This is a genomic window from Collimonas sp. (assembly GCF_039923675.1).
Lineage (GTDB): Bacteria > Pseudomonadota > Gammaproteobacteria > Burkholderiales > Burkholderiaceae_D > Collimonas.
Map to the genome: position 1 here is coordinate 75090 of NZ_JBDTCG010000010.1, position 21230 is coordinate 96319.

At 59.4% G+C, this 21230-nt stretch carries 18 protein-coding genes; 8 read left to right on the top strand and 10 right to left on the bottom strand.

Annotated elements, in window-relative coordinates:
* Positions 1 to 36 precede the first annotated feature (36 nt).
* Positions 37 to 945, top strand: a complete 909-nt coding sequence (locus tag ABI171_RS01960) for a phosphatidate cytidylyltransferase (RefSeq protein ID WP_348090932.1) — start codon at positions 37 to 39, stop codon at positions 943 to 945.
* Positions 942 to 2735, top strand: a complete 1794-nt coding sequence (locus tag ABI171_RS01965; RefSeq protein ID WP_348090933.1) for a bifunctional alpha/beta hydrolase/class I SAM-dependent methyltransferase — start codon at positions 942 to 944, stop codon at positions 2733 to 2735. Before ABI171_RS01960 ends, ABI171_RS01965 begins: the two co-directional genes overlap by 4 nt.
* On the opposite strand, the gene ABI171_RS01970 is transcribed toward ABI171_RS01965, so the two are convergent.
* Together ABI171_RS01970 and ABI171_RS01975 are read right to left on the bottom strand one after the other, a co-directional pair.
* Entirely contained in the window at positions 2686 to 3303 is a 618-nt protein-coding gene (locus ABI171_RS01970; protein ID WP_348090934.1) for a CDP-alcohol phosphatidyltransferase family protein, read from the bottom strand. The two genes, ABI171_RS01965 and ABI171_RS01970, sit on opposite strands and share 50 nt — an antisense overlap.
* Positions 3300 to 4487 carry a phosphatase PAP2 family protein gene (locus ABI171_RS01975; protein ID WP_348090935.1) on the bottom strand — a complete coding sequence of 396 codons (1188 nt, stop codon included), beginning with the start codon at positions 4485 to 4487 and terminating at the stop codon, positions 3300 to 3302. The genes ABI171_RS01970 and ABI171_RS01975 overlap by 4 nt, the downstream gene beginning before the upstream one ends.
* A 50-nt stretch (positions 4488 to 4537) precedes the next feature.
* Between ABI171_RS01975 and ABI171_RS01980 the strand changes: the two genes are divergently transcribed.
* Positions 4538 to 5635 (top strand): patatin-like phospholipase family protein, encoded by a 1098-nt coding sequence (locus ABI171_RS01980; RefSeq protein ID WP_348090936.1) that lies wholly within the window; start codon positions 4538 to 4540, stop codon positions 5633 to 5635.
* 5 nt (positions 5636 to 5640) lie between these two features.
* On the top strand, positions 5641 to 6366 hold the full coding sequence (locus tag ABI171_RS01985; RefSeq protein WP_348090955.1) for an SDR family NAD(P)-dependent oxidoreductase: 726 nt from the start codon (positions 5641 to 5643) through the stop codon (positions 6364 to 6366).
* Between the two features lie 34 nt (positions 6367 to 6400).
* Here ABI171_RS01985 and ABI171_RS01990 read toward each other — a convergent pair whose 3' ends face one another.
* Entirely contained in the window at positions 6401 to 6691 is a 291-nt protein-coding gene (locus ABI171_RS01990; protein ID WP_348090937.1) for a DUF1330 domain-containing protein, read from the bottom strand.
* 77 nt (positions 6692 to 6768) lie between these two features.
* On the opposite strand from ABI171_RS01990, the gene ABI171_RS01995 reads away from it, so the two are divergent.
* A complete protein-coding gene (locus ABI171_RS01995; protein WP_348090938.1) occupies positions 6769 to 7242 on the top strand; it encodes a MarR family winged helix-turn-helix transcriptional regulator in 474 nt (157 codons plus the stop codon).
* Between the two features lie 120 nt (positions 7243 to 7362).
* Here ABI171_RS01995 and aroQ read toward each other — a convergent pair whose 3' ends face one another.
* Positions 7363 to 7950 carry a gamma subclass chorismate mutase AroQ gene (gene aroQ, locus ABI171_RS02000; RefSeq protein ID WP_348090939.1) on the bottom strand — a complete coding sequence of 196 codons (588 nt, stop codon included), beginning with the start codon at positions 7948 to 7950 and terminating at the stop codon, positions 7363 to 7365.
* 103 nt (positions 7951 to 8053) lie between these two features.
* On the opposite strand from aroQ, the gene ABI171_RS02005 reads away from it, so the two are divergent.
* The 3 genes from ABI171_RS02005 (at position 8054) to ABI171_RS02015 (ending at position 13899) form a co-directional block, all read left to right on the top strand.
* On the top strand, positions 8054 to 10198 hold the full coding sequence (locus ABI171_RS02005; RefSeq protein ID WP_348090940.1) for a site-specific recombinase: 2145 nt from the start codon (positions 8054 to 8056) through the stop codon (positions 10196 to 10198).
* A 157-nt stretch (positions 10199 to 10355) separates the two neighbouring features.
* The gene (gene cls / locus ABI171_RS02010; RefSeq protein ID WP_348090941.1) at positions 10356 to 11705 is read left to right on the top strand and encodes a cardiolipin synthase; all 1350 of its coding nucleotides are present in this window, start codon (positions 10356 to 10358) and stop codon (positions 11703 to 11705) included.
* A gap of 178 nt (positions 11706 to 11883) precedes the next feature.
* Positions 11884 to 13899, top strand: a complete 2016-nt coding sequence (locus ABI171_RS02015) for a tetratricopeptide repeat protein (RefSeq protein ID WP_348090942.1) — start codon at positions 11884 to 11886, stop codon at positions 13897 to 13899.
* Positions 13900 to 13909: 10 nt separating this feature from the next.
* Here ABI171_RS02015 and hutG read toward each other — a convergent pair whose 3' ends face one another.
* The 6 genes from hutG to hutU all read right to left on the bottom strand — a co-directional run.
* Positions 13910 to 14710 (bottom strand): N-formylglutamate deformylase, encoded by an 801-nt coding sequence (gene hutG / locus ABI171_RS02020; protein WP_348090943.1) that lies wholly within the window; start codon positions 14708 to 14710, stop codon positions 13910 to 13912.
* A gap of 48 nt (positions 14711 to 14758) precedes the next feature.
* The gene (locus ABI171_RS02025) at positions 14759 to 16150 is read right to left on the bottom strand and encodes a formimidoylglutamate deiminase (RefSeq protein ID WP_348090944.1); all 1392 of its coding nucleotides are present in this window, start codon (positions 16148 to 16150) and stop codon (positions 14759 to 14761) included.
* Positions 16147 to 17427, bottom strand: a complete 1281-nt coding sequence (gene hutI / locus ABI171_RS02030; protein ID WP_348090945.1) for an imidazolonepropionase — start codon at positions 17425 to 17427, stop codon at positions 16147 to 16149. Before hutI ends, ABI171_RS02025 begins: the two co-directional genes overlap by 4 nt.
* A gap of 9 nt (positions 17428 to 17436) precedes the next feature.
* On the bottom strand, positions 17437 to 18006 hold the full coding sequence (locus ABI171_RS02035; RefSeq protein WP_348090946.1) for a HutD family protein: 570 nt from the start codon (positions 18004 to 18006) through the stop codon (positions 17437 to 17439).
* A 41-nt stretch (positions 18007 to 18047) separates the two neighbouring features.
* Positions 18048 to 19595, bottom strand: a complete 1548-nt coding sequence (gene hutH, locus ABI171_RS02040) for a histidine ammonia-lyase (protein ID WP_348090947.1) — start codon at positions 19593 to 19595, stop codon at positions 18048 to 18050.
* An 87-nt stretch (positions 19596 to 19682) separates the two neighbouring features.
* A partial coding sequence (gene hutU, locus ABI171_RS02045; protein ID WP_348090948.1) for a urocanate hydratase occupies positions 19683 to 21230 on the bottom strand: 1548 nt, incomplete at its 5' end.

The following is a 21230-nucleotide window of genomic DNA, read 5'->3' on the forward strand; positions in this document are numbered from 1 at the left end:
CTCAGCATAACATCCCATTAGACAACAAGGCCCCCTGTGCTCTCATCGCTGGTCGTCGGCCCTTCCACCGTCTCCGCCATACTGGTCCTGTATCTGATGCTGGGGATGGCGTCATTGGGCGCTGCATTTAAAACCAGGGCGGCCGCGCACAGCCAGTTACGCTTGCAGGTCAATGCATGGTGGCTGATTTTCCCGCTCGTCACGCTGAGTTTGCTGTTTTATCCCCTCGGTCCCGCCTTGCTGGCGCTGTTGATTTGCATCCTGGCGCTACGCGAGCTGAAGCGGCATCACCGCGGCGTCCAACGGCACTTCCTGATCAATTGCATAACGGTGCTGGCCCTGGCCGCGTTACTCAGTTGGCGACAACCTCTTTTTGCCACCATCCTTTTACCTGGGCTGGTCTTGCTCCAGCTTGCCTGTTTCTTGTTCAGGAAACAGACCGGCCGGCTACTGCTCCTGCTGTTTTTCTCCACCTGCTGCGGGATCAGCTTCATCATCCAGCTGATGCATTTACCGTTTACCGCCGAAACCAAGGTCGCCTGGCTGTTCTACCTGTTTGCGCTGACCGCCTTGAACGACATCGGCCAATTCATCGTCGGAAAATCCTTCGGCAAGCAAAAAATCGCCGAGCGGATCAGCCCCAACAAGACCTGGCAAGGCCTGATCGGCGGCATCCTGTGCAGCCTGCTGGCATCGGTCATGCTGGGCAGCTATCTGCAACTGGCCGCGCTGCCGCAATTGCTGTTCTATGCCCTCTTGCTGTCGCTCGGCGGCTTCGCCGGGGACATGCTGTTTTCCGCCGCCAAACGTTTTTTAGGGATCAAGGATTTTTCCAGCCTGATTCCGGGCCATGGCGGTATCCTGGACCGTGCCGATAGCCTGGTGGTCACGGCGCCTTTGCTGTATTTCGCCATTTACTTTTCACATCAAGGATTTTCAGGATGAAAATTGAAAGCCCCACCGCATGGGACAATATCGAATCGGGATTCGATAGCGTCGACCAAACCCGTTTGTTCTACCGGACCTGGCAACCGAAGACCGCGCGCCCCGGCGGCGTCAAGCGGGCCTTGGTTTTCCTGCATCGCGGCCATGAGCATTCGGGCCGGATCCAGCCGCTGGTGGAACAGTTCGGCTACCAGGAAGACTGGGCGTTTGCCTGGGATGCCCGCGGCCACGGCCATTCGCCGGGCGAACGTGGCGACGCGCCAGGTTTTGAAATACTGGTGCGGGATTTCAACGCCTTCATCGAACATATCCGGCAAGCCCACGACATCCTGCCGGAAAACATGCTCATCGTCGCCAACAGCGTTGGCGCCGTCATCGCCGCCACCTGGCTGCATGACTATGCGCCGCGGGTGCGCGGCGTGATCATGGCGGCAGCGGCCTTCGATATCAATCTGTATGTGCCGCTGGCGAAACCGGCGCTGCGCCTGGCGACTTGCTTCAAGCCGGACTTGTTTGTCACCAGCTATATCCGCTCCTCCATGCTGACCCATTCCGCGGAACAGGCCAAAACCTATGACCAGGACAAGCTGATCGCCAAAAGCATTTCGGCGCGGGTGCTGCTTGATCTGGCGGATACCGCGAAACGCATCGTGCAAGATGCGGCCGCAATCGACACGCCGATACTGATGCTGGCCGCGGAAAAAGATTTCGTGGTAAAGCAAGCGCCGCAAAAACAATTCTTCGAGCGCTTGTCGTCGCCGTTGAAGCGCTATGTCTTGCTGAAAGATTGCTACCACGCGATTTTTTACGAGCGCGATGCCAGCGAAGCCATCGAGGCCAGCCGGAAATTCATCCATGATTGCTTCGCGCAAGCGCCGCTGCCGTTACAGCATTACCATCACGCCGACCAGCAAAGCCACAGCGCCAGCCAGTACGAGGCCTTGAAAAATGGCGAGACCGGCAGCACCATCGGCAAAGCGTTCTACGGCATGCAACGGGCCATGCTTGGCACACTGGGCTCGTTAAGCAACGGCATGAAAATCGGCAAGACGCATGGTTTCGACTCCGGCGCGTCGCTCGATTACGTGTACCGCAACCAGGCCGGCGGCGGCCTGCTGATCGGCAAGACCATCGACCGCGGCTATCTCGATGCGATCGGCTGGCGCGGCATCCGGCAGCGCAAGATGCAGCTGCAGCAGATGCTGGCCGACCTGATCGTGCAGCATCAGGGCGGGCAACCGCTGCGCATCCTCGATATCGCCGCCGGTTCGGGCCGCTATGTGCTGGAGACGCTCAAGCGCTTCCAGGATAAAGACATCGAAGTGACCCTGCGCGATGTTGAAGCACACAACCTCGAACAGGCGAAAAAACTGGCCGATCAGCTGCAACTGACGACTGCCGTTGCCTATCAGTTGCGCGATGCCTTCGATCCCGCCAGCTATCCGCCGGACGAGCAACAATATGACATCGTGATTGTCTCCGGCCTGTATGAACTGTTCAGCGAAAACGCCGTGGTGCTGCGTTCCATGCAGGGAATCGCCAGCCAGCTTAAAACCGGCGGCCATATCATCTATACCGGACAACCCTGGCACCCGCAATTGAACATGATTGCCCAGACCCTGACCAATCATCGCGGCGCGCCATGGCTGATGCGGCCACGGCCGCAAGCTGAAATGGATGCGCTGGTGGCTAGTATCGGCTGCAGGAAGATTGCCAGCCAGATCGGCATCGCGGGGATTTTTACGGTGTCTGTGGCGCAGAAAGCCGCAGAGCCCGCTGCAGGCGGTTGAACACGGTCCACACCGACAACAACAGAACCAGGAGCAGCGCCGCATTCAGCCAGTGCGACGCGGCGCCTGCTCCGGACAACAGGGCGATGAGACCGAACGCAACGGCCCGGTCGCTCTTCCCCATCGGCCCGTCGAAGCGGCGTGGCGCCCCTATCGTCGTCGCCAGCACACCGGCGAATTCCGCCAGCAAGGCAGACACCAGTACGATCACCAGCAAAGGAGCGAAAACGCCGGCCAGCAGTGCAAATGGCAAGTACAAGGCGATATCGGAAACCTGATCGCACATTTCGTTCAATAGCGCGCCCAGGCGGCTCTTTTGGCCGGTGGCGTTCGCCAGCATGCCATCGACGGCATTCAGGGCCATGCGCAACAACAGGAATAGCGGCAAGCCGAACCACAGCCACAAACGCTCCGGCGAAAACGCCAGCGCAATGCCATACACCAGCGACAGCAGCATCGCCAGCAAGGTAATTTGATTGGGCGTGATCCGCAGACGCACCAGGCCGTTCAGCAAGGGACTGAGCAGTTGCTGGAATTTTGGCTTGAGCTGATAGACCGAGAACGTCATTGGGCGATTTTTTCCATATAGTGTTTGGCAATCAATGTACTACGGCTGTAGCCCATCGCGCAATGCAGGTAAATGGTTTGCCCTTTTCCGGTTTCACGGATCATGAGCGCGACTATGTCGTCGATCGTGCCGGCCTGCGGCAAGCGCAGGTCCGGCAAAGGAAAGTAGTGGTAATCGTGCTTGCGCAAGCTCGGCGTTTCACTGAGCTCGTTGGCGAGATCGATCACGACGCACTGCGCGGGCAGCAATTCTGCCTCGATGGCGCTCAGGCGGCGTCCGATCCACAGCCTGTCGCCGATTTGCATCAACGGCGGCCGGCGCCGTTCGCGCCAGCGTACGCAGCGCCAGGTCAGCCAGTAAGCGGCAAGATACGGTGCGTACAGCAGCCAGACCCAGAGCGGGTGGCGGCCGTCTCTTTTGTGCAGGAAAAATCGATCCTCCCTGAAATAGGCGAAGCTGACCAGCGACAGGCTGGCGACCAGATACAGGCCTGCGCGGCAATGCAAACCCGACACCCCGAGCAGCAAGACAATTCCGGCCGCCATCAGATAATAGAACGCGACGTTGGCTTGCATCCTGCCGTGGCGGACCAGCAAAGTCGCTGCCCATCCGAGCATCAGTCCGGCGACCACATCCAGGACCTGGTGCTGATAGGTAAACACCGTGGCGATCGCCACCAGCGCCAGCCAGCCGCTCAGGATGGTTCGGCCCGGTTTGGGTACAAACGATGTTTGCAGCGAACGCCAGAAGATAAAGCAGAATGCAACATGCAGCGAAGGCAGCTGGTTATAGGGCCGGTCAACCACGGAGAGCAACGCAAACAAACCGGCAAACAACGGATTGTCGATTGCAGGCCTCGCCATGCTGAACTGCAGCGGATACCAGGCAAACACCAGGGTCGCGCACACCGTCGCCAGCAGCAGGCGCTGGCTCAAGACCCGCAAATCGTCGGCGCTGCGCACCCAGGCAAAACTGATGGCGAAGAAAAACCCCGAACTCAAATAGGGAATAATCATCCATGGCACAAACGGCAGCGCGCTTTCAAATGGCAGCGCGACATTGCGCGTGATGTGTTTCTGGGCCGCCAGCAAATTGGCAAGCGGATAGCACAAGGCGAAGGCCAGGAGATTGATGATAAAGTGGCGTCCACGCATCTGCCAGGTGATAGGTGCGGCCACTGCCATCAAGTGGGATCCTTGTTGTTAAGGGTCTAATTAGTGCATTATTCTAGCTCATGACTCAACCCGAAAAATATCAATGTTGCATGGTGATGGCTGGCGGCGGCTTCCGCTTCGGCTATTATCTTGGCATGTACGCGGCAGCCGTCGACACCGGCAACAAGCCGGATTTACTGCTCGCCAGCTGCGGCGGCTCGATCGCTGCGGCGGTGATCCAGGCGCTACCCGATGATGCGCAACGCAAGGCCTGGATCAGCTCGCCGGCCATGTACCAGTTCCTGTGCGGTTTGCAATCGACGCCAAAAGCCGCCATCGGCCGCTCGTTCGTGCACGCCATCAAACGTCGTCTGACGGCCAAGCGCGCACGCGTTATCCCGGATTTATTCAGCGACTATTTTTTTGACATTCCGGCCCGGTTGCCCCTGCCCCAGCTCCGGCAGCCATCCGAATCTGCGGTAGCAGTAGCCATCGTCGGCGGCAAAATGCTGTTTGGCAAAGAGGAGGTCGGCAAGCCCAGAAAACACCGGAAACTGTTTGCCGAAACGGTATTCGGCGAAGCACGCACCGCAGCGCTGCTGGAGGGCATGTCGTCACCACTGAGCGATCCGATATGGGGCGACAACGCCATCGCGCCGCAACTGCTGACCGATGTCGAGATGCCTATCGGCGACGCCGTGCGGATTTCGATTTCAGACATGTTCTATTTCCGCTGCCACTCGCACCAGGCCAGCCACTACACCGGTGGCGTGGTGGACCTGTTCCCGATCGAACTGGCGAAGCGGCTGGCGCACAGAGTCATCATGGAATTGAAAGCGCCGTTCAGCCAGGCGCTCGCCATTCCGGCGTGGCGAGCGGTGCTGGGAGTCGACGGCAATCAGCGGCTGCGCCATGTGCATAGCCAGTTTGCCGATGTCTGGATCGACGCCTCGGATGTCGACAGCGTGTTCCAGAAAGGCGGCATGCAAAAGAAAGTGTCGTGGTCGAAGAACCGTTTCCGCCTGCTGATGCCGGCGCGCTACGAAACCTATCTGGACCATGTGGAGGACCAATGGCAGTATGGCTACCAGCGCGGGCTGGAAGCCTTTGCCAAACCTGGCGCCAACCACAAGCAACACATGCGCCACGCCACCAGGCACAACAAGGGTAGCGCGTGAGGATCATGATTATCGGCGGCACCAGCGGCATCGGGCTGGCGCTGGCGCGGCACTATCTCTCTCTCGGAGACCAGTTGGCCCTCTGCGGCCGCGATCTGCAACGCCTGGAGCCAGGCATCGTCGAGCGCTATCCCGCCACCCGACTTTACCAGCTGGATATCGCCGACAGAGCGGCGCTCTCCGGCGCGATTGACGATTTTTCCAGCGATGGACTGGATCTCTTGATCGTGACCGCAGGCCTGTATTTCAACACACCCAGCGTTCAGCTGGAACCTATGACCGTGCTGCGGATGCTGCTGACCAATGTCAGCGGCTTGAACCACGCGTTCGAGCTGGCTTCCCAAAAAATGCTGGCGCGCAAAGCCGGCCAACTGGTCGCGATTTCCTCGATCGCCGGATTGCTGAGTGACTACCCCGGCGCATCCTTGTACAGCGCCACCAAACGCATGGTCATCATGCTGTGCGAAACCTATCGCAAGGCGCTGGCGCCGTTCTCGATTGCGGTCACGGTGATCGTGCCGGGTTATATCGATACCGCCAAGCTACGTGAACTGAACCATGGCGATGCCAGCCGCAAACCATTTCTGCAGAGCGAGCAACAAGCCGTGACGCGCATCGTCGCGGCCATAGCGCAACGCCAGGCGCGCTGCGTGTTCCCCTGGCAGATGCACAGCCTGGTCGCCCTTTTCAATTACCTGCCGGCGCCGTTGAGGCGGATGATGCGCAAATAAGCAGCGGCTGGCTTAGAGCGGCTAGGAGCCGCGGCTAGCCGCCCTCGACGACAAACATCCGCGCCTGCTGCGCTTCCTGGCGCTCGGCCTTGATCGGGGCGTAGCGCTCCGATCCGTAGAAATCCAACGCCGCCGCCAGAGTGGAAAATTCGAAAACGCCGGCCAGAGGCAGCGGAGCGTCGTCGCCTTCCAGCACCCGAGCGACAGGACCGAAGTGGAGGATTCGGCCGCCGGCTTCCTCCAGCGCGGCCAGGAAGCGAGGCGCGAGCGCGGCTTGCTTGGCCGGATCGATGACGCGCAGATTGATATGGACAAAGGCTGGCATGAACATCTCCAAATAATGTATATACATTATAATGTATCTGCATTATCGAGTTGACGATTTTTATCCAGGACGGAACCGTGAGCGAACTTGACCTGTCGTTGCTGAAGCGTGTCGCAGTGGAATGTCCGGGCTTTCAAGCCCGCGCCACGGCGCGCGCGCTCACGCGTTTCTATAATGGTTGTTTCAAGCCGCTTGGACTGACGGCCGAGCAGTTCAGTCTGCTGGTAGGCGTCGGCGCTACCCATAGGGCGAGCGTGGTTGATCTAGCGGCGAGCGCTGGGGTTGATGCCACGACGCTGAGCCGCGGTGTCCAAGCCCTGCAGCAGCGAGGGTTGGTCGAGGCCGAGGGCGGCCGAGGTCGTGCGGGCAAACGGCTGAGTCTGACGCTATCGGGGCTGGCGCTGATGAATGAAGCCTTGCCGGTGTGGGAGCGCGCCAAGGCGAGCCTGTCGCATCGGTTGGGCGAAGCTACGCTGCGAGCCACGCGGCAGGCCATGATGGACCTCGCCGAAGCGGTGGCGGTGGCCGAGGCCGATCCGGCGTCGCCCTAGCTTGTGGCCGGCGAAGCCGAAGCATACCTTCATGGCCTCGCCGTGGCGCTATATGTGTTCGCCGAGGTTCTGGGCGAGATAATAGGTTTAGTTAGCCGCTCTTGTCCCACCCTCGCCGGGTTAATTGGCAAACAAGCCCGCGACCGCCATCCGCCGCGGCAAGCCGTCAACATCTCCGCGCACCAACGCGCGCGCGCGGGTTTCGATATATGCGCGCATGCCCGGCGCCGCCAGTAAAGGCTGCATATGGCGCAGCGAGGCGATCAATTGCGGTGTCAACTGGTCCAGCACGGGCCTCACATCGCGGCCGAGATCGGGCGCGTCGCTGAACTTGCCGGCGTCCTGCTGCCGCCATTGCGCGTGCAAGCTCAATTGCAAGGCTTTGCTGGCGTCAAACTGGGCCTGGAAGAACCTCCGCACAAAAACCGCGTCCAAGCCGCTGGCCTGCGTGGTCAGCGTATCCAGAATCAGTTGTTCGCGCGGCGGATCGTTGATGGCGCCGCCGGAATCCCATTTGGCCTTGGCCACCATGGGTGCGACATCGAGACGCTGATCGATCAACTGCAACAGATGATCAACCTCTGCGGCATCGGCAGGATCTGGCGCCGGCGTCAGGTTTTGGCAGGCCGCCAACAGGAATAACAGGGACAGGCCGGACAGGAATTTGCCGAAAAATTGCTTGTTAGCAAACTCATTAATAATTTTCATATTTCCTTATTTAACATTTCTAGACAGAACATTCGCGCACATCAAAAACCGGTTTGGTTAAACTGAACGTACACTATCGACTTTGCATTTTACAAAACTTTACATGCTGTCAACACTAAATCTTATCGCCGCCGATCCGAACTCAGACAATACCGATCACCTGGTGGCCTTGATCAAGACATTGCGCCCGCGCAAACCGGAACTGGTCGCCGAAGCGGCCGAGAACCTGCGCGTTCTGGTGCAGCTGCTGCACGGCGAACCAGCCCAGGCCAGCGCCCTGCGCCATTATGTCCTAAGGCTGTTTTCCACGCGCCGCCAGATCAGCCTGTATACCGATACCGGCATCTTGCCGAACGCCGGCTTTTTTACCGAGCTGTTCCAGCGCCTGTCGTTTCGCATATTGCCGCCGGCGCTCGATGAAAACTACCTGCGCGATTGCCTCGATCGCCTGCTGCCGGCTGAAACCGACTATCTGTGGATCAATGCCATACCCGATGCAGAATGGCTCAGCCTGTTTGAGCTGCTAAACCAGGCCGCACCCTATACCGACGCCGACAACAACGCCGCAAGCGACGCCGTCGACCGTCACAAAACCGTAGGCGAATTGCTGGAAGCGATCCAGACCTTGTCTTACCGGATCAGCGCCATGGGCCTGGAACCGGCTCTGCTCAGGCTGTATCCCAGCATCGACGAATTCGAATCGCCGTTCCTGATGCAGAACGTCGAGCTGCATTTGTACCTGAACAGCTACCGTCACCACTTGGCGGCCGCCGATTCCGCAGTGCCGCTGGCCGACCTGCCGCCGCTGGAAGATGCGCGGCACCTGTCGGTGATGCTGGACCAGTGCGACACCATCGTCCTCAAGATCCGCAAGAACGCGCTACGCATGGGCAGCAGCGTTTCGCTCACCTATCTGCTGGTCAGGCTGGAGCAAAGCATCGCGCGCCTGCGCAAGCTGCTCAATCTGGTCGATGTCGGCGCAGTCAGCATCAGCGCGCCGAATACCGAAAAACCGGAAGGCCCGCTCGACCTTCATGAAGCGGAGGCGTTGGCTAGCGCCAGACAGTTCGCCAAACGCACCCAGGCCCTGGCATTGGGCCGGGAACTGATCGAAGGCCATAACCGCAAGTACGCGGTGCGCGAACTGTTTGCCGATAATATCAACCTGCTGGCGCGCAACGTCACGGAGAACGCCAGCCGCACCGGTGAGCACTACATCGCCGAAGACCGCTCCGAGTACGGCGCCATGTTCCGCTCCGCCTCAGGCGCCGGGATCATCATCGGCTTCATGTCGATGCTGAAGATCCTGGCGTCCTACCTGCGCGCGGCGCCGCTGGTGGAAGCATTCTTGTTCAGCATGAATTATTCGGTCGGCTTCATGCTGATCCATGTGCTGCATTTCACGGTCGCCACCAAACAGCCGGCCATGACTGCCTCGCGCATCGCTTCGGGGTTGCAAAGCGGGGATGGCCGCAATATCGATATCGACAGTCTGGTCGAGCTGATCGTCAAGGTGGTTCGCACCCAGTTCATTGCGGTGGCCGGCAATCTGCTGCTGGCGTTTCCGGTCGCCTATCTGATCGGGCTCGGCTACCACGCCTTGTTCGGCCATCACCTGGTGACGCCGGACAAGGCCGCGCATCTGTTGCACGACATCGATCCGTTCGCCAGCCTGGCGCTGTTCCACGCTGCGATCGCCGGCGTCTGCCTGTTCCTGGCAGGCCTGATTTCGGGCTATTACGATAACAAGGCGCTCTACACCCATATGGCGCAACGGGTGGCGCGCGCGCGCTGGCTCGGCAAGCTGATGGGCAAGCCGCGCCTGCTGCGTTTCGGCGAATACCTGGAGCACAACCTGGGTGGTCTGATGGGAAATTTCTACTTCGGCATCCTGCTCGGCACCATCGGCACCATCGGTTTCATGCTCGGCTTGCCGATCGATATCCGTCACATCACGTTTTCGGCGACCAACTTCGCCACCGCGTTAGTAGGGCTGGATAACCATATCGGCTGGTACACCGCCGTCATTTCAGTGATCGGCGTGCTGGCCATCGGCACCGTCAACCTGTGGGTGAGTTTTTCGCTGGCGCTGTTCGTCGCCTTGCGCGCACGGCAAGTACGTTTCCACCATGGCTGGACCTTGGCCAAGGCGGTGTTTTCACGCTTTTTGAAAAAACCGAAGGACTTTTTCATTCCTCCCAAGCGCGTTCCTATCCAGGAAGAGGGAGAGAAAAACCTCGGCACCTAGCAATATTGATGGGTCAGCTCGCGCTATGTTGGCTTGACCTCTCTGTCATCAATCAGAATCAAGCAAAATCGAGCAAAAACCAACACGACAAGGTAGTATCCGAACGGCAACGTACGAAGAGTCACATCGTCAATGCGCCTGAGAGATATGGAGCTACATGTTGAATAAACAGTCGCAGCGGCGCTTGTTGCGCCCCTTGCGCTTCTACCTGGCCGCGCTTTTGGGCATCCTGACGGCGGCCTGCTCCACCCTGCCCGACGTCAGCAACCTCGGCGCCTCGCTGCCCAAGGCCGCCACGCCCAGCACCGGCACGGTAGATGTATCGTCACGCCAGAACACGCTGGCGGCGATGGAGGAAGCCGTCACCGGCAGCCGGCTGATCACCGGCAACAAAGTCACCCTGCTGTTCGACGGGCCGCAAACTACGACGGCGATGATCGCCGCCATCGAGCAAGCGAAAAGCACCATCAATTTTGAGACCTATATTTTCGACCAGGACCAGCTCGGCCTGCGCTTTGCAGATCTGCTGATTGAAAAGCAGCGCGCCGGGGTCCAGGTCAACATCATTTATGACAGCGTCGGCAGTATCGGCACCCCTGCCGAATTTTTCGAGCACATGCGTGCAGCCGGCATCAAACTGGTCGAATTCAATCCGGTCAATCCGCTCAAGCGCTTCGGCCGCTGGCAGCTGAATCATCGCGACCATCGCAAAATCCTGGTAGTGGACGGCAAGATCGGCTTCACCGGCGGCGTCAATATCAGCGCGGCGTATGCCAACAGCTCCTTGTTCCGCTCGCGCCGCAAGGCCGATGCAGGCGCAGTCGGCTGGCGCGACACCCATGTGCAGATCGAAGGCCCGGCGGTCGCGTCCCTGCAATTACTGTTCATGCAAACCTGGGCCACGCAACATACAGACGATTTGCCGGACCTGAATTACTTTCCGAAACCAGAGCCGGCCGGCGACAAGACGGTGCATGTGCTGAGTAGCCAGCCCGACGGTGACTACAGCCTTTACAAAGCCTACATCCTGGCGATCCAGCAGGCACGCAAGAGTATCCACATCACCACCCCTTATTTCGCCCCTGACCATCAGTTGGTGGATGCCCTGGTCGCCGCAGCCAAACGCGGGATCGATGTCAGCCTGATTTTGCCCAGCGTGAGCGACAGCGGGCTGGCGTTCCAGGCTGGCCAGTCCTTTTATACGCAGCTGCTTGGCGCCGGCATCCATATTTACCAGCTACAGGTTTCAGTGCTGCACGCCAAAACCGCTGTCATCGACAGCAGTTGGTCTACCGTCGGCTCCGCCAACCTGGATATCCGCAGCTTCCTGCACAACTACGAAGCCAATGTGATCATCATCGATGACGAGTTTGGCGGCGAAATGGAAAGAGCCTTCAGCGAAGATATCCGCGGTTCAGAACAAATCACGCTGGAGCAATGGAAGCAACGGCCGTTTTCCGAGCGTGTCAAGGAATGGGCGGCGCGTTCGCTGGGGTATTGGCTATAACGGCCCTCGCAAAGCCGAATCAATGTCCAACCGGCTTGAAAATCAGATTTGTCCCATAGAGTTACCACTATATCCCCGCTATGCTACCCAACAGTAAAAATTAGCCGGTTGCGCTCTGTTTCGACAATGCTGCTTGCCCTCTTGAGCGTGGCGGCATTTGTCAATACAGATGAGCAAAATGCGAAAAAACACCTCCAGATCCCAACGCCCCGCCCTCGGTTCGCAACAGTTCAGCCTGGCGCTTGCCGCTCTGAATGCAGGGGATTTTTCCAAAGCCGAGACCTTGAGCAAAGCGCTGGCCATCGCTGCACCAAAGAACGCCGATGCTTGCCATTTATGGGCAGTCGCCTGCTACCAGCTCTGCAAACTCGCAGAAGCGGAAGAATTGTTCGGCCGCACCCTGAAGCTCAAGCAAGATCCGAGTTTTTACCTGAACCTGGCGCTGACCCAGCGCGCCCTGCATAAGATCGACGCCGCCATCGCCTCGTTTCGGCAGACCCTGCTGCTAGCGCCTAAAAATGCGCAAGCAAGTAACAACCTGGCTAATATCCTGACGGCGCGCCGCCAGCATGAGGAGGCGGAAGCACTATACAGAGACGCCATTTTGCACAACCCTGCCTATGCTGTCGCCTTCCAGAACCTCGGCATCCTGCTGCGCGAAACCTACCGGACCGACGAAGCGGAAGTCATGCTGCGCAAGGCAATTGCTCTGGCGCCAACTGCATTTGAATCCCGTGTCGCGCTGGGCAACCTGCTGGAAAACAAGAAACGCTATGCGAAGGCAAGCGAGATTTATCGCGGCATTGGCGATTGGGGCCAGTTGCAGCGCGTCTCTCGCAAACAGGCCGTCTGGGAAAATCTTGCGCAATACGATGCCGCCACATTGCAGGCTTTGCAAAACAAAGCCCTGGAAACCGAGCCCTGGTCCTTACTGAATATTCCTACGCTTTCTGCCATCACCCATCGCCAGGCTGGACGACAATTCGCCGAACGCAAATGGGCGCAGGCCTTGCAAACTCCCGCTCTTGTTATCAACAATGCGCCTGATGATCGCGTGCTGAAGATCGGCTATCTCTCCTCCGATTTCTATGAACACGCCACCATGCACTTGCTCGCAGGGGTGCTGGAAGAGCATGATCCGCAGCAGGTGGAAATTCATCTGTATTCCTACGGTCCGCCACGCGATGACATCTTCACGCGCAGGATTGCCAGAGCTGGCGTGCAACTGCATGACATCCGTCAATTGTCCGACGAAGCCGCAGCCAGCGAGATTGCCGCGGCCGGCTTGCATATGCTGGTAGATCTCAAGGGTTATACCACCGGCGCGCGTCTCGGCATTTGCGCTTTGCGGCCGGCGCCAGTCGTTGTCAGCTGGCTGGGCTATCCCGGCAGTCTGGGCCAGTCGCGTTTGGCTGACTACATCATCGGCGACCCTGTAGTGACGCCGGCGCAGCATGCGGATGATTTCAGTGAAACCCTGGCACTGATGCCGCATTGCTATCAACCCAACGACCGCCACCGCCACATTGCGCCCAGACCTGATCGGGTCAGCGCCGGATTGCCCGAACAAGGATTGGTATTTTGCAGTTTCAACCAGATACTGAAAATCAATCCCGCCGATTTCAGTCTCTGGTGCCGCCTGCTGCAAACGACGCCCGACAGCGTGCTATGGCTGCTCTCGCCTGAGTCGGCGCAGACTGAAGACAATCTGCGGCGGCACGCGCAAGTCCACGGCATCGCGCCGCAACGTCTCATCTTCGCGCCGCGCCTGCCGTTGGAACAGCATCTGGGGCGCTTGCAACTGGCCGACCTTGCACTGGACACTTTTCCCTGCAACTCGCACACCACCGCCAGCGATGCACTGTGGGCCGGAGTGCCGCTGATTACCAAAATGGGAAAACTGTTTGCGGGCCGAGTGGCGGCCAGCCTGCTCAACGCGCATGGCTTTCCTGAATTGATTGCTGCGGATGATGAGAATTATGTTGAACTGGCGCTGTCGCTGGCATGCGCGCCGGAGCGGCGCGCGGCATTGCGGCAACGGCTGGCAAACGCGCGCTTGAGCTCTCCGCTATTCGATACGCCGCGCTTCACACGCGATCTTGAACGCTTGTATCGGGCCATCTGGAATCGTCATAGCGATCGGCCAGACGACAAAAGCGCCATCGTGCTGGCGCCTTGCCCGGAGCAACCGTAATCACTGTAACTTATACGGCGTGCGCGTTACCCCACGCCAGCATCACTTCCATGAAACGGCGCAAGGTAGGCTGCACCCGAGCTGCCAGTTCCGGATCGAAGGCGAACGGCAACTGTTCTTCCATATAGGTGATTTGCGTCTGCTCCAGCTGGACCGCGTGGATATTCTGCTGCGGCTTGCCATAATGGCGCGTGATATGGCCGCCCTTGAAACGCCCGTTCAAGGCATGGCTGTAGCCCGTCGCCTGAGCAGCAACCTGCTGTAGCTGCTGTTCCAGTTCCGGCGCGCAGGACGCACCGGAAGCGGTACCCAGGTTGAGGTCCGGCAGCCGTCCCTCAAAAAACCGTGGCACCACCGACGCGATGGAGTGCGCGTCCCATAACATGGCGACGCCATGTTCGGCCCGCATGCGCTGCAATTCCTGCTCCAGCTGCTGGTGATATGGCTGCCAATAATTTGTGATACGGCGCTGTATTTCGGTGTCGTCGGGACTTCTCCCCTCTTGATACAACGGTTCCTTGTGGAAGGTATCCACCGGACACAGGCCGGTCGTATCCTGGCCAGGATAAAGATTGACGTTATCGCGCGGCCGGTTGAGGTCGATCACATAGCGCGAATGGGTCGCCACCAGGATGGAGGCGCCGATTTCCTCCAGAAAATCGTACAACTGCGGCATATGCCAATCGGTGTCGGCGATATCCAGCGCCGGCGCGCTCATGGTGGCCCGGATGTCTTCCGGTATATGTTCGCCGGCATGCGGCATGGATACCAGCAGCGGCAATCTGCCGCGATGAAACAGGAATTTTTCCATAAATTAGGTAAATAAATTAGATAAATAAGCTCGGTAGGATTTCGCAGTTTAGGCCAGCAATCTCTTCATGGTACTCGCATATGCAGCAAGACTCGGTTCCTGGAGGCGATGCTTGCGGTCATTGATGACCCAGTGCCCGCCCACCATGACATCGCGCACCGGCGTTTGTCCGTGATGTGCAAACACAAAACTATCCAGTAATTGATCCCCGTGCTTGCCCTCCAGATCAGCGTGCCGTTGGTCCAGCACCAGCAAATCCGCGCGCTGTCCGACTTGCAGGCCAGCCACCGGACGGCCGCTGGCGGCTGCACCGCCGTGCAAGGCCTGGCGGTACAAATAGGCGCCGACCGAAACGCCCTGCTCGCCCACCAGCATATTGCGCTGGCGATGCTGCAGACGCTGGCTGTATTCGTACAAACGCAATTCTTCGCTAAGGCTGGTGCTGATGTGGCTGTCCGAACCGACGCCCCAGACGCCTTGCGCGGCGGCATACTCGACGCCGTTGAAAATGCCGTCGCCCAGATTGGCCTCGGTGGTCGGGCAAATACCCGCGACGGCTGCGCTGCGCGCCAGGCCCAGGGTTTCTTCCGGCGTCATATGGGTAGCGTGCACCAGACACCAATGATGGTCGACCTCGATATTATCCAGCAGCCAGGCCACCGGCCTTGCACCTAGAGCGCCGATGCAGTCTTCAACCTCTTTGCGTTGCTCGGCGATGTGGATGTGTACCGGTGCCTGCAGGTCCCATTGCTTGAGGGCTGTCAGCAAGTGCTGCAGCGATTGCGGCGACACCGCGCGCAAGGAGTGCGGCGCAACGCCAAAGCGCAAACCGGCATCCTGCGGATGCGCCGCTTGCAGCCGCTGCAGCACATCCATCATCCACTCCGGCGAATTGATGAAACGCGCCTGACCGGCATGCGGCGCTTGGGCGCCGAAACCGCTGTACTGGTACATGACCGGCAGCAAAGTCAGGCCGATCCCAACTTCCTGCGCCGCCTCGATCAGGCACACCAGGTTTTCCGCCGGGTTGGCATACGGTTTGCCGTCTTTATCGTGATGCAGATAATGGAATTCACAGACCGAGGTGTAGCCCGCTTGCAGCATTTCGATATACAACTGCACGGCCACCGCCTTCAGGTCGGGTGGCGACAATTTTCCAGCAAACTGGTACATCAAGGTGCGCCAGCTCCAGAAGCTGTCGCTAGGATCGGAACGATACTCGGTGAGTCCGGCCATGGCGCGCTGAAACGCATGCGAATGCAAATTGGCGATACCCGGCAATACCGTCGCGGCGGCACGCGGGGCCAGCGCCAGTGCTTCGGCGTCGGCCTGGACGGTAGTCAAGATACCCTGCTCGTCCCACTCCAGCAAGACGTTGTTGCGCCAACCTTCCGGCAACAGGGCGCGATCGGCGATCAATTGTCTGATGACCGGCTTCATGGCGACACTCCTTTTTTCGATGCCGCGCTCAGGCGGCCGCCACGCACTATCGTGCGGCACGGATTGAGTCCCGACCAATAGGCCAGTTCGGCCAGCGATTCCACGTCCCAGACGACAAAATCGGCGGCCCGTCCCGCAGCCAGCAAGCCATGCCGGTCAGCCTTGCCCAGCGCCAGCGCGGCATGGCTGGTGACGCCCATCAAGGCTTCCGCGGCGGTCATGCGGAACAGCGTACAAGACATGTTCAGCATCAGCAGCAAGGAAGTGGTCGGCGAGGTGCCTGGATTGCTGTCGGTGGAAATGGCGACGGGAATTTGATGACGCCGCAGCAGTTCCAGCGGCGGCAGTCTGGTTTCGCGGATGAAGTAATAGGCACCTGGCAGCAGCACCGCGACCGTGCCGCTCTCGCGCATCGCCACGATATCGGCTTCGCTCAGATGCTCCAGATGATCTACCGACAAGGCGTTGAAGCGCGCCGCCAGCTCGGTGCCGCCGATATTGGAAAGCTGGTCGGCGTGCATCTTTACCGGCAAGCCGAGCTTGGCGGCCGCAACGAACACTCTTTCGCTCTGCGCCACCGAAAAGCCGATATTCTCGCAAAATACGTCGACCGCATCGACCAATCCTTCCGCATGCAGGACCGGCAGCATCTCGTCGCACACCAGCGTGATGTAGTCGTCGGCGCGGCCCTGGTATTCCGGCGGCAAGGCATGTGCGCCAAGAAAAGTGGTGTAAACCGTGACCGGAAAGTGTTCGCCGAGACGCCGCGCAACCTTCAGCATCTTGCGTTCTGTCGGCAAGTCCAGGCCATAACCGGATTTGATTTCTATCGTGGTCACGCCTTCGGCCAGCAGAGCTTCGAGACGTCGCGACGCTTGCAGGAACAGGCTGTCTTCGTCGGCTTCGCGCGTCGCGCGCACGGTTGATACAATGCCGCCGCCACTGCGCGCTATGTCTTCATAGCTGGCGCCGGCCAGGCGCAGCGCAAATTCGTCAGCGCGATTGCCGCCGTATACCAGATGGGTATGGCAATCGATCAAGCCGGGTGTAATCCAGCGATTGCCGGCATCGTGCCGCGGCAAATCCGCGTTACCGTATTCCTCGGGTAACTCGACCGCACTACCAATCCAGGCGATCAGGCCGTCGCGCACCACCAGCGCGCCATCGGCGATGACTTGTCCGGGATTGCCGGCGGGCGCAATTCTGGCATTGTGCCAGATACCGTCGCAGACACCATCGCAAATGCCATCGGCTTGCTTGGCTTGACTTGACGACATGCTGTTTTCCTATAGCAGATTGATGTTGACGCCGATCAGGATGCTGCCGGCGCTTAAGGAGCGAAGCGCCATCCCGCCCGGCCCGTCTTCCCAAATCAAAGTCTGGCGCGATTCCAGGGTGGCTTGCTCGCCGTCTGCCGCTAGCACATCCCAGCGCCCTTGCACGCAAAACAACAGACGACAGCCACGCTCAAGATCTTGATCTCCAGACCAGACTCGGATTTCGCCGGCGGCCGCGCCGCGTCTCAGCATCAGGTTGAAATCCTGACAAGCGCCGTTTTCCAGCTGCGCTGCGATTTTTTCCTCGCCACGGAAACGATGCGGTTGCAGTCGCGACAACAATACGTGATTGCCGCTATCGGAACGCAATTGCATGCCATCGCCCTCCAGCAAGGTAATTATCCGGTCGACACCAGGAAAGCTGGAAAAATCCCCAGACCGGGCGACATCGGCAATACTCACCCGCCACGCGAAATCATCGAATGAGGAAGCCGCCGGATAGCTGCATAACTCGCGCGTGACGCCACCGCCATTTTTCCATGGCGTGGCTGGCAAGTCTTCGAACTTTATCAGTTTCATTTTTTGCTTATTTTTTGCTTATTTGCTGCTTATTTTCTGGTTCATTGAGCGTACAAATCGGCAAACAGGTCCTTGCAACTAGCGCTGACCGCGCCTTGCAACACCAGCTGCTTGGCGGCCTCGATATCCGGCGCGAAGAAACGATCCTTATCGTAGAACGTGACCTGCTCACGCAAGCGCTGCTGCACCTGCGCCAGCAATGGCGAGGTAGTCAAGGGCTGGTGGCAATCCACACCCTGCGCCGCTGCCAGCAATTCAATCGCCACGATGGTTGCCGTATTGTGCGCCATTTCATGCAAACGGCGGCCGGCGAAAGTCGCCATGCTGACGTGATCTTCCTGGTTGGCGGAAGTTGGCAGGCTGTCGACGCTGGCCGGATGCGCCAGAGATTTGTTCTCGGATGCCAGAGCGGCCGCGGTAACGTGGGCGATCATGAAACCGGAATTGAGGCCGGACGACTGCACCAGGAACGGTGGCAAACCCGATAACGAAGAATCGATCAGCAAGGCGATACGACGCTCCGACAAGGCGCCGACCTCGGCAATCGCCAGCGCCAAGGTATCGGCGGCAAACGCCACCGGCTCGGCATGGAAATTGCCACCGGAGATCACCTCATCATGTTCTGCATAAATCAGCGGATTGTCGGTGACGGCATTGGCTTCGATCAGCAAAGTGCGCGCAGCGTTACTGATGATGTCGACGCAAGCGCCCATCACCTGCGGCTGGCAACGCAAGCTGTACGGGTCTTGCACGCGCTCGTCGTTGACCAGGTGCGATTGCCTGATCGCACTGCCGCTCAGCAGCTGACGATAGATCTTCGCCGTGGCGATCTGACCCGGCTGGCCGCGCACTTCATGCACGCGCGGATCGAACGGCGCGTCGCTGCCGCGCGCTGCGTCGACTGCCAGCGCGCCGGTCACGGTGGCCGCTTCCAGTAGGCGTTCGGCGAGGAACAAGCCGTTGAGAGTCAAGGCGGTCGACACCTGCGTGCCGTTGATCAGCGCAAGGCCTTCCTTGGCCGCCAGCACGATCGGCGTGATGCCGGCCTTTGCCAGCGCGTCCTTGGCGTCAACCGGCTTGCCATCGACCCGTACCTGTCCTTCGCCCAGAATCGCCAGAGTCATGTGCGACAACGGCGCCAGGTCGCCGGAGGCGCCGACCGAACCCTTGACCGGAATGCAAGGCATGATGCCGGCATTGTAGATCGCCAGCAAGGTATCGATGACTTGCGCCCGGATACCGGAAAAACCGCGCGCCAGGCTGCCGATCTTCATGGCCAGGATCAAGCGCACCGCGCCATCATCGATCAGGTCGCCAGTGCCGACCGAGTGCGACAGGATCAGATTACGCTGCAGCAGTTCCAGCTGCTCGTCCGGAATGCGGGTCTTGGCCAGTTTGCCGAAACCGGTATTGATGCCGTAGGCGGCGTCGCCACGTTCGACTATGCGCGCCACGGTGGCCGCAGAGGCATTGATCGCGGTATAAGCGGAAGGCGGCAAGGCCAGCGGAACAGCTTCAGCCCAGATGCTGCGGATCTCCGCCAGAGACATTTTTCCCGGTTGCAGAGTCAACGATGTTTTCATATTCATTTCTTTCAAATTGATAGTTCAGCATGGCACAACTTGCTGCCTATGCTACTCAGCGTCACTAGTGACGCAGGAGCGAATGCGCAATGCTCAGCGATTAATCATCGGCAGGTTAAGATTGTGACGTTTTGCACATTCCACCGCGGCTTCATAACCGGCGTCGGCATGGCGCATGACGCCGGAAGCGCAATCGTTGACCAGTACCCGCGCCAGACGCTTTTCCGCCGCTTCAGTGCCGTCGGCAACAATCACCATGCCCGCATGCTGCGAGTATCCCATGCCGACGCCGCCGCCGTGATGCAGCGAAACCCAGGTCGCGCCGCCGGCAGTATTCAACAAAGCATTCAGCAACGGCCAGTCGGACACCGCATCGGTGCCATCCTTCATGCTTTCGGTTTCGCGGTTGGGGCTGGCGACCGAGCCGGTATCCAGGTGGTCGCGGCCTATCACGATCGGCGCTTTCAATTCGCCGGTGCGCACCATGTCGTTGAACGCGAGGCCGGCGATATGGCGCTCGCCCAGGCCCAGCCAGCAAATCCGCGCCGGCAAGCCCTGGAAGGAAATCCGTTCACGCGCCATGTCGAGCCAGCGGTGCACGTGTTTGTTTTCGGGGAAGAGTTCCTTGATCTTGGCATCGGTTTTATAGATGTCTTCCGGATCGCCGGACAAGGCGACCCAGCGGAACGGCCCTTTGCCTTCGCAGAACAGCGGCCGGATATAAGCCGGCACGAAACCGGGGAAATCGAAAGCATTCTTGACGCCGTGGTCGAACGCCACTTGGCGGATGTTATTGCCGTAGTCGACAGTCTTGATGCCCATTGCATGGAAATCCAGCATCGCTTGCACATGTTGCGCGCAGGATTTGGAAGCGTCCGCAGTCAGCCGCGCTTGTTGCGACGGATCGTTTTGCACCGCCACCCATTGTTCGACGCTCCAGCCGATCGGCAGATAGCCGTTGATCAGGTCATGCGCGGAAGTCTGGTCGGTCACCAGGTCCGGCTTGATGCCGCCGGCCTTGGCGCGCTTCACCAGTTCCGGCAGCACTTCGGCGGCATTGCCGAGCAGGCCGATGGAAATCGCTTCTTTGCGCTCGGTATGGTATTTGATCAATTCCAGCGCATCGTCCAGGCTCTTGGCTTGCTTGTCGAGATAACGGGTGCGCAGGCGGAAGTCGATGCTGGACTGTTTGCATTCGATGGTCAGCGAAGCCGCGCCGGCCAGCGTGGCGGCCAATGGCTGCGCGCCACCCATGCCGCCCAGCCCGGCGGTCAGGATCCAGCGGCCGGACAGGTCGCCCCCGAAGTGCTGACGCCCTGCTTCGGCGAAGGTTTCGAAAGTACCCTGGACGATGCCCTGGCTGCCGATATAGATCCAGCTGCCGGCAGTCATCTGACCGTACATGAACAGGCCCTTGCGGTCGAGTTCGTTGAAGTGCTCCCAGTTTGCCCATTTCGGCACCAGGTTGGAGTTGGCCAGCAAAACGCGCGGCGCGTCGGCGTGGGTCTGGAATACGCCGACCGGCTTGCCGGACTGGATCAGCAGGGTTTCGTTATCGTTCAGGTTGGTCAGCGCTTCGACGATCTTGTCGAAACAAGCCCAATCACGCGCGGCGCGGCCGATGCCGCCATACACCACCAG

What these genes read in the sequence shown, in the direction of transcription:
- hutG (WP_348090943.1), bottom strand. Translation starts at nt 14,710, where the DNA reads ATGGAAAAATTCCTGTTTCATCGCGGCAGATTGCCGCTGCTGGTATCC.
- ABI171_RS02005 (WP_348090940.1), top strand. Translation starts at nt 8,054, where the DNA reads ATGCTGTCAACACTAAATCTTATCGCCGCCGATCCGAACTCAGACAAT.
- cls (WP_348090941.1), top strand. Translation starts at nt 10,356, where the DNA reads ATGTTGAATAAACAGTCGCAGCGGCGCTTGTTGCGCCCCTTGCGCTTC.
- aroQ (WP_348090939.1), bottom strand. Translation starts at nt 7,950, where the DNA reads ATGAAAATTATTAATGAGTTTGCTAACAAGCAATTTTTCGGCAAATTC.
- ABI171_RS01975 (WP_348090935.1), bottom strand. Translation starts at nt 4,487, where the DNA reads ATGGCAGTGGCCGCACCTATCACCTGGCAGATGCGTGGACGCCACTTT.
- ABI171_RS01990 (WP_348090937.1), bottom strand. Translation starts at nt 6,691, where the DNA reads ATGCCAGCCTTTGTCCATATCAATCTGCGCGTCATCGATCCGGCCAAG.
- ABI171_RS01985 (WP_348090955.1), top strand. Translation starts at nt 5,641, where the DNA reads ATGATTATCGGCGGCACCAGCGGCATCGGGCTGGCGCTGGCGCGGCAC.
- ABI171_RS02015 (WP_348090942.1), top strand. Translation starts at nt 11,884, where the DNA reads ATGCGAAAAAACACCTCCAGATCCCAACGCCCCGCCCTCGGTTCGCAA.
- hutI (WP_348090945.1), bottom strand. Translation starts at nt 17,427, where the DNA reads ATGTCGTCAAGTCAAGCCAAGCAAGCCGATGGCATTTGCGATGGTGTC.
- ABI171_RS02035 (WP_348090946.1), bottom strand. Translation starts at nt 18,006, where the DNA reads ATGAAACTGATAAAGTTCGAAGACTTGCCAGCCACGCCATGGAAAAAT.
- ABI171_RS01980 (WP_348090936.1), top strand. Translation starts at nt 4,538, where the DNA reads ATGACTCAACCCGAAAAATATCAATGTTGCATGGTGATGGCTGGCGGC.
- ABI171_RS01970 (WP_348090934.1), bottom strand. Translation starts at nt 3,303, where the DNA reads ATGACGTTCTCGGTCTATCAGCTCAAGCCAAAATTCCAGCAACTGCTC.
- ABI171_RS01965 (WP_348090933.1), top strand. Translation starts at nt 942, where the DNA reads ATGAAAATTGAAAGCCCCACCGCATGGGACAATATCGAATCGGGATTC.
- ABI171_RS02025 (WP_348090944.1), bottom strand. Translation starts at nt 16,150, where the DNA reads ATGAAGCCGGTCATCAGACAATTGATCGCCGATCGCGCCCTGTTGCCG.
- hutH (WP_348090947.1), bottom strand. Translation starts at nt 19,595, where the DNA reads ATGAATATGAAAACATCGTTGACTCTGCAACCGGGAAAAATGTCTCTG.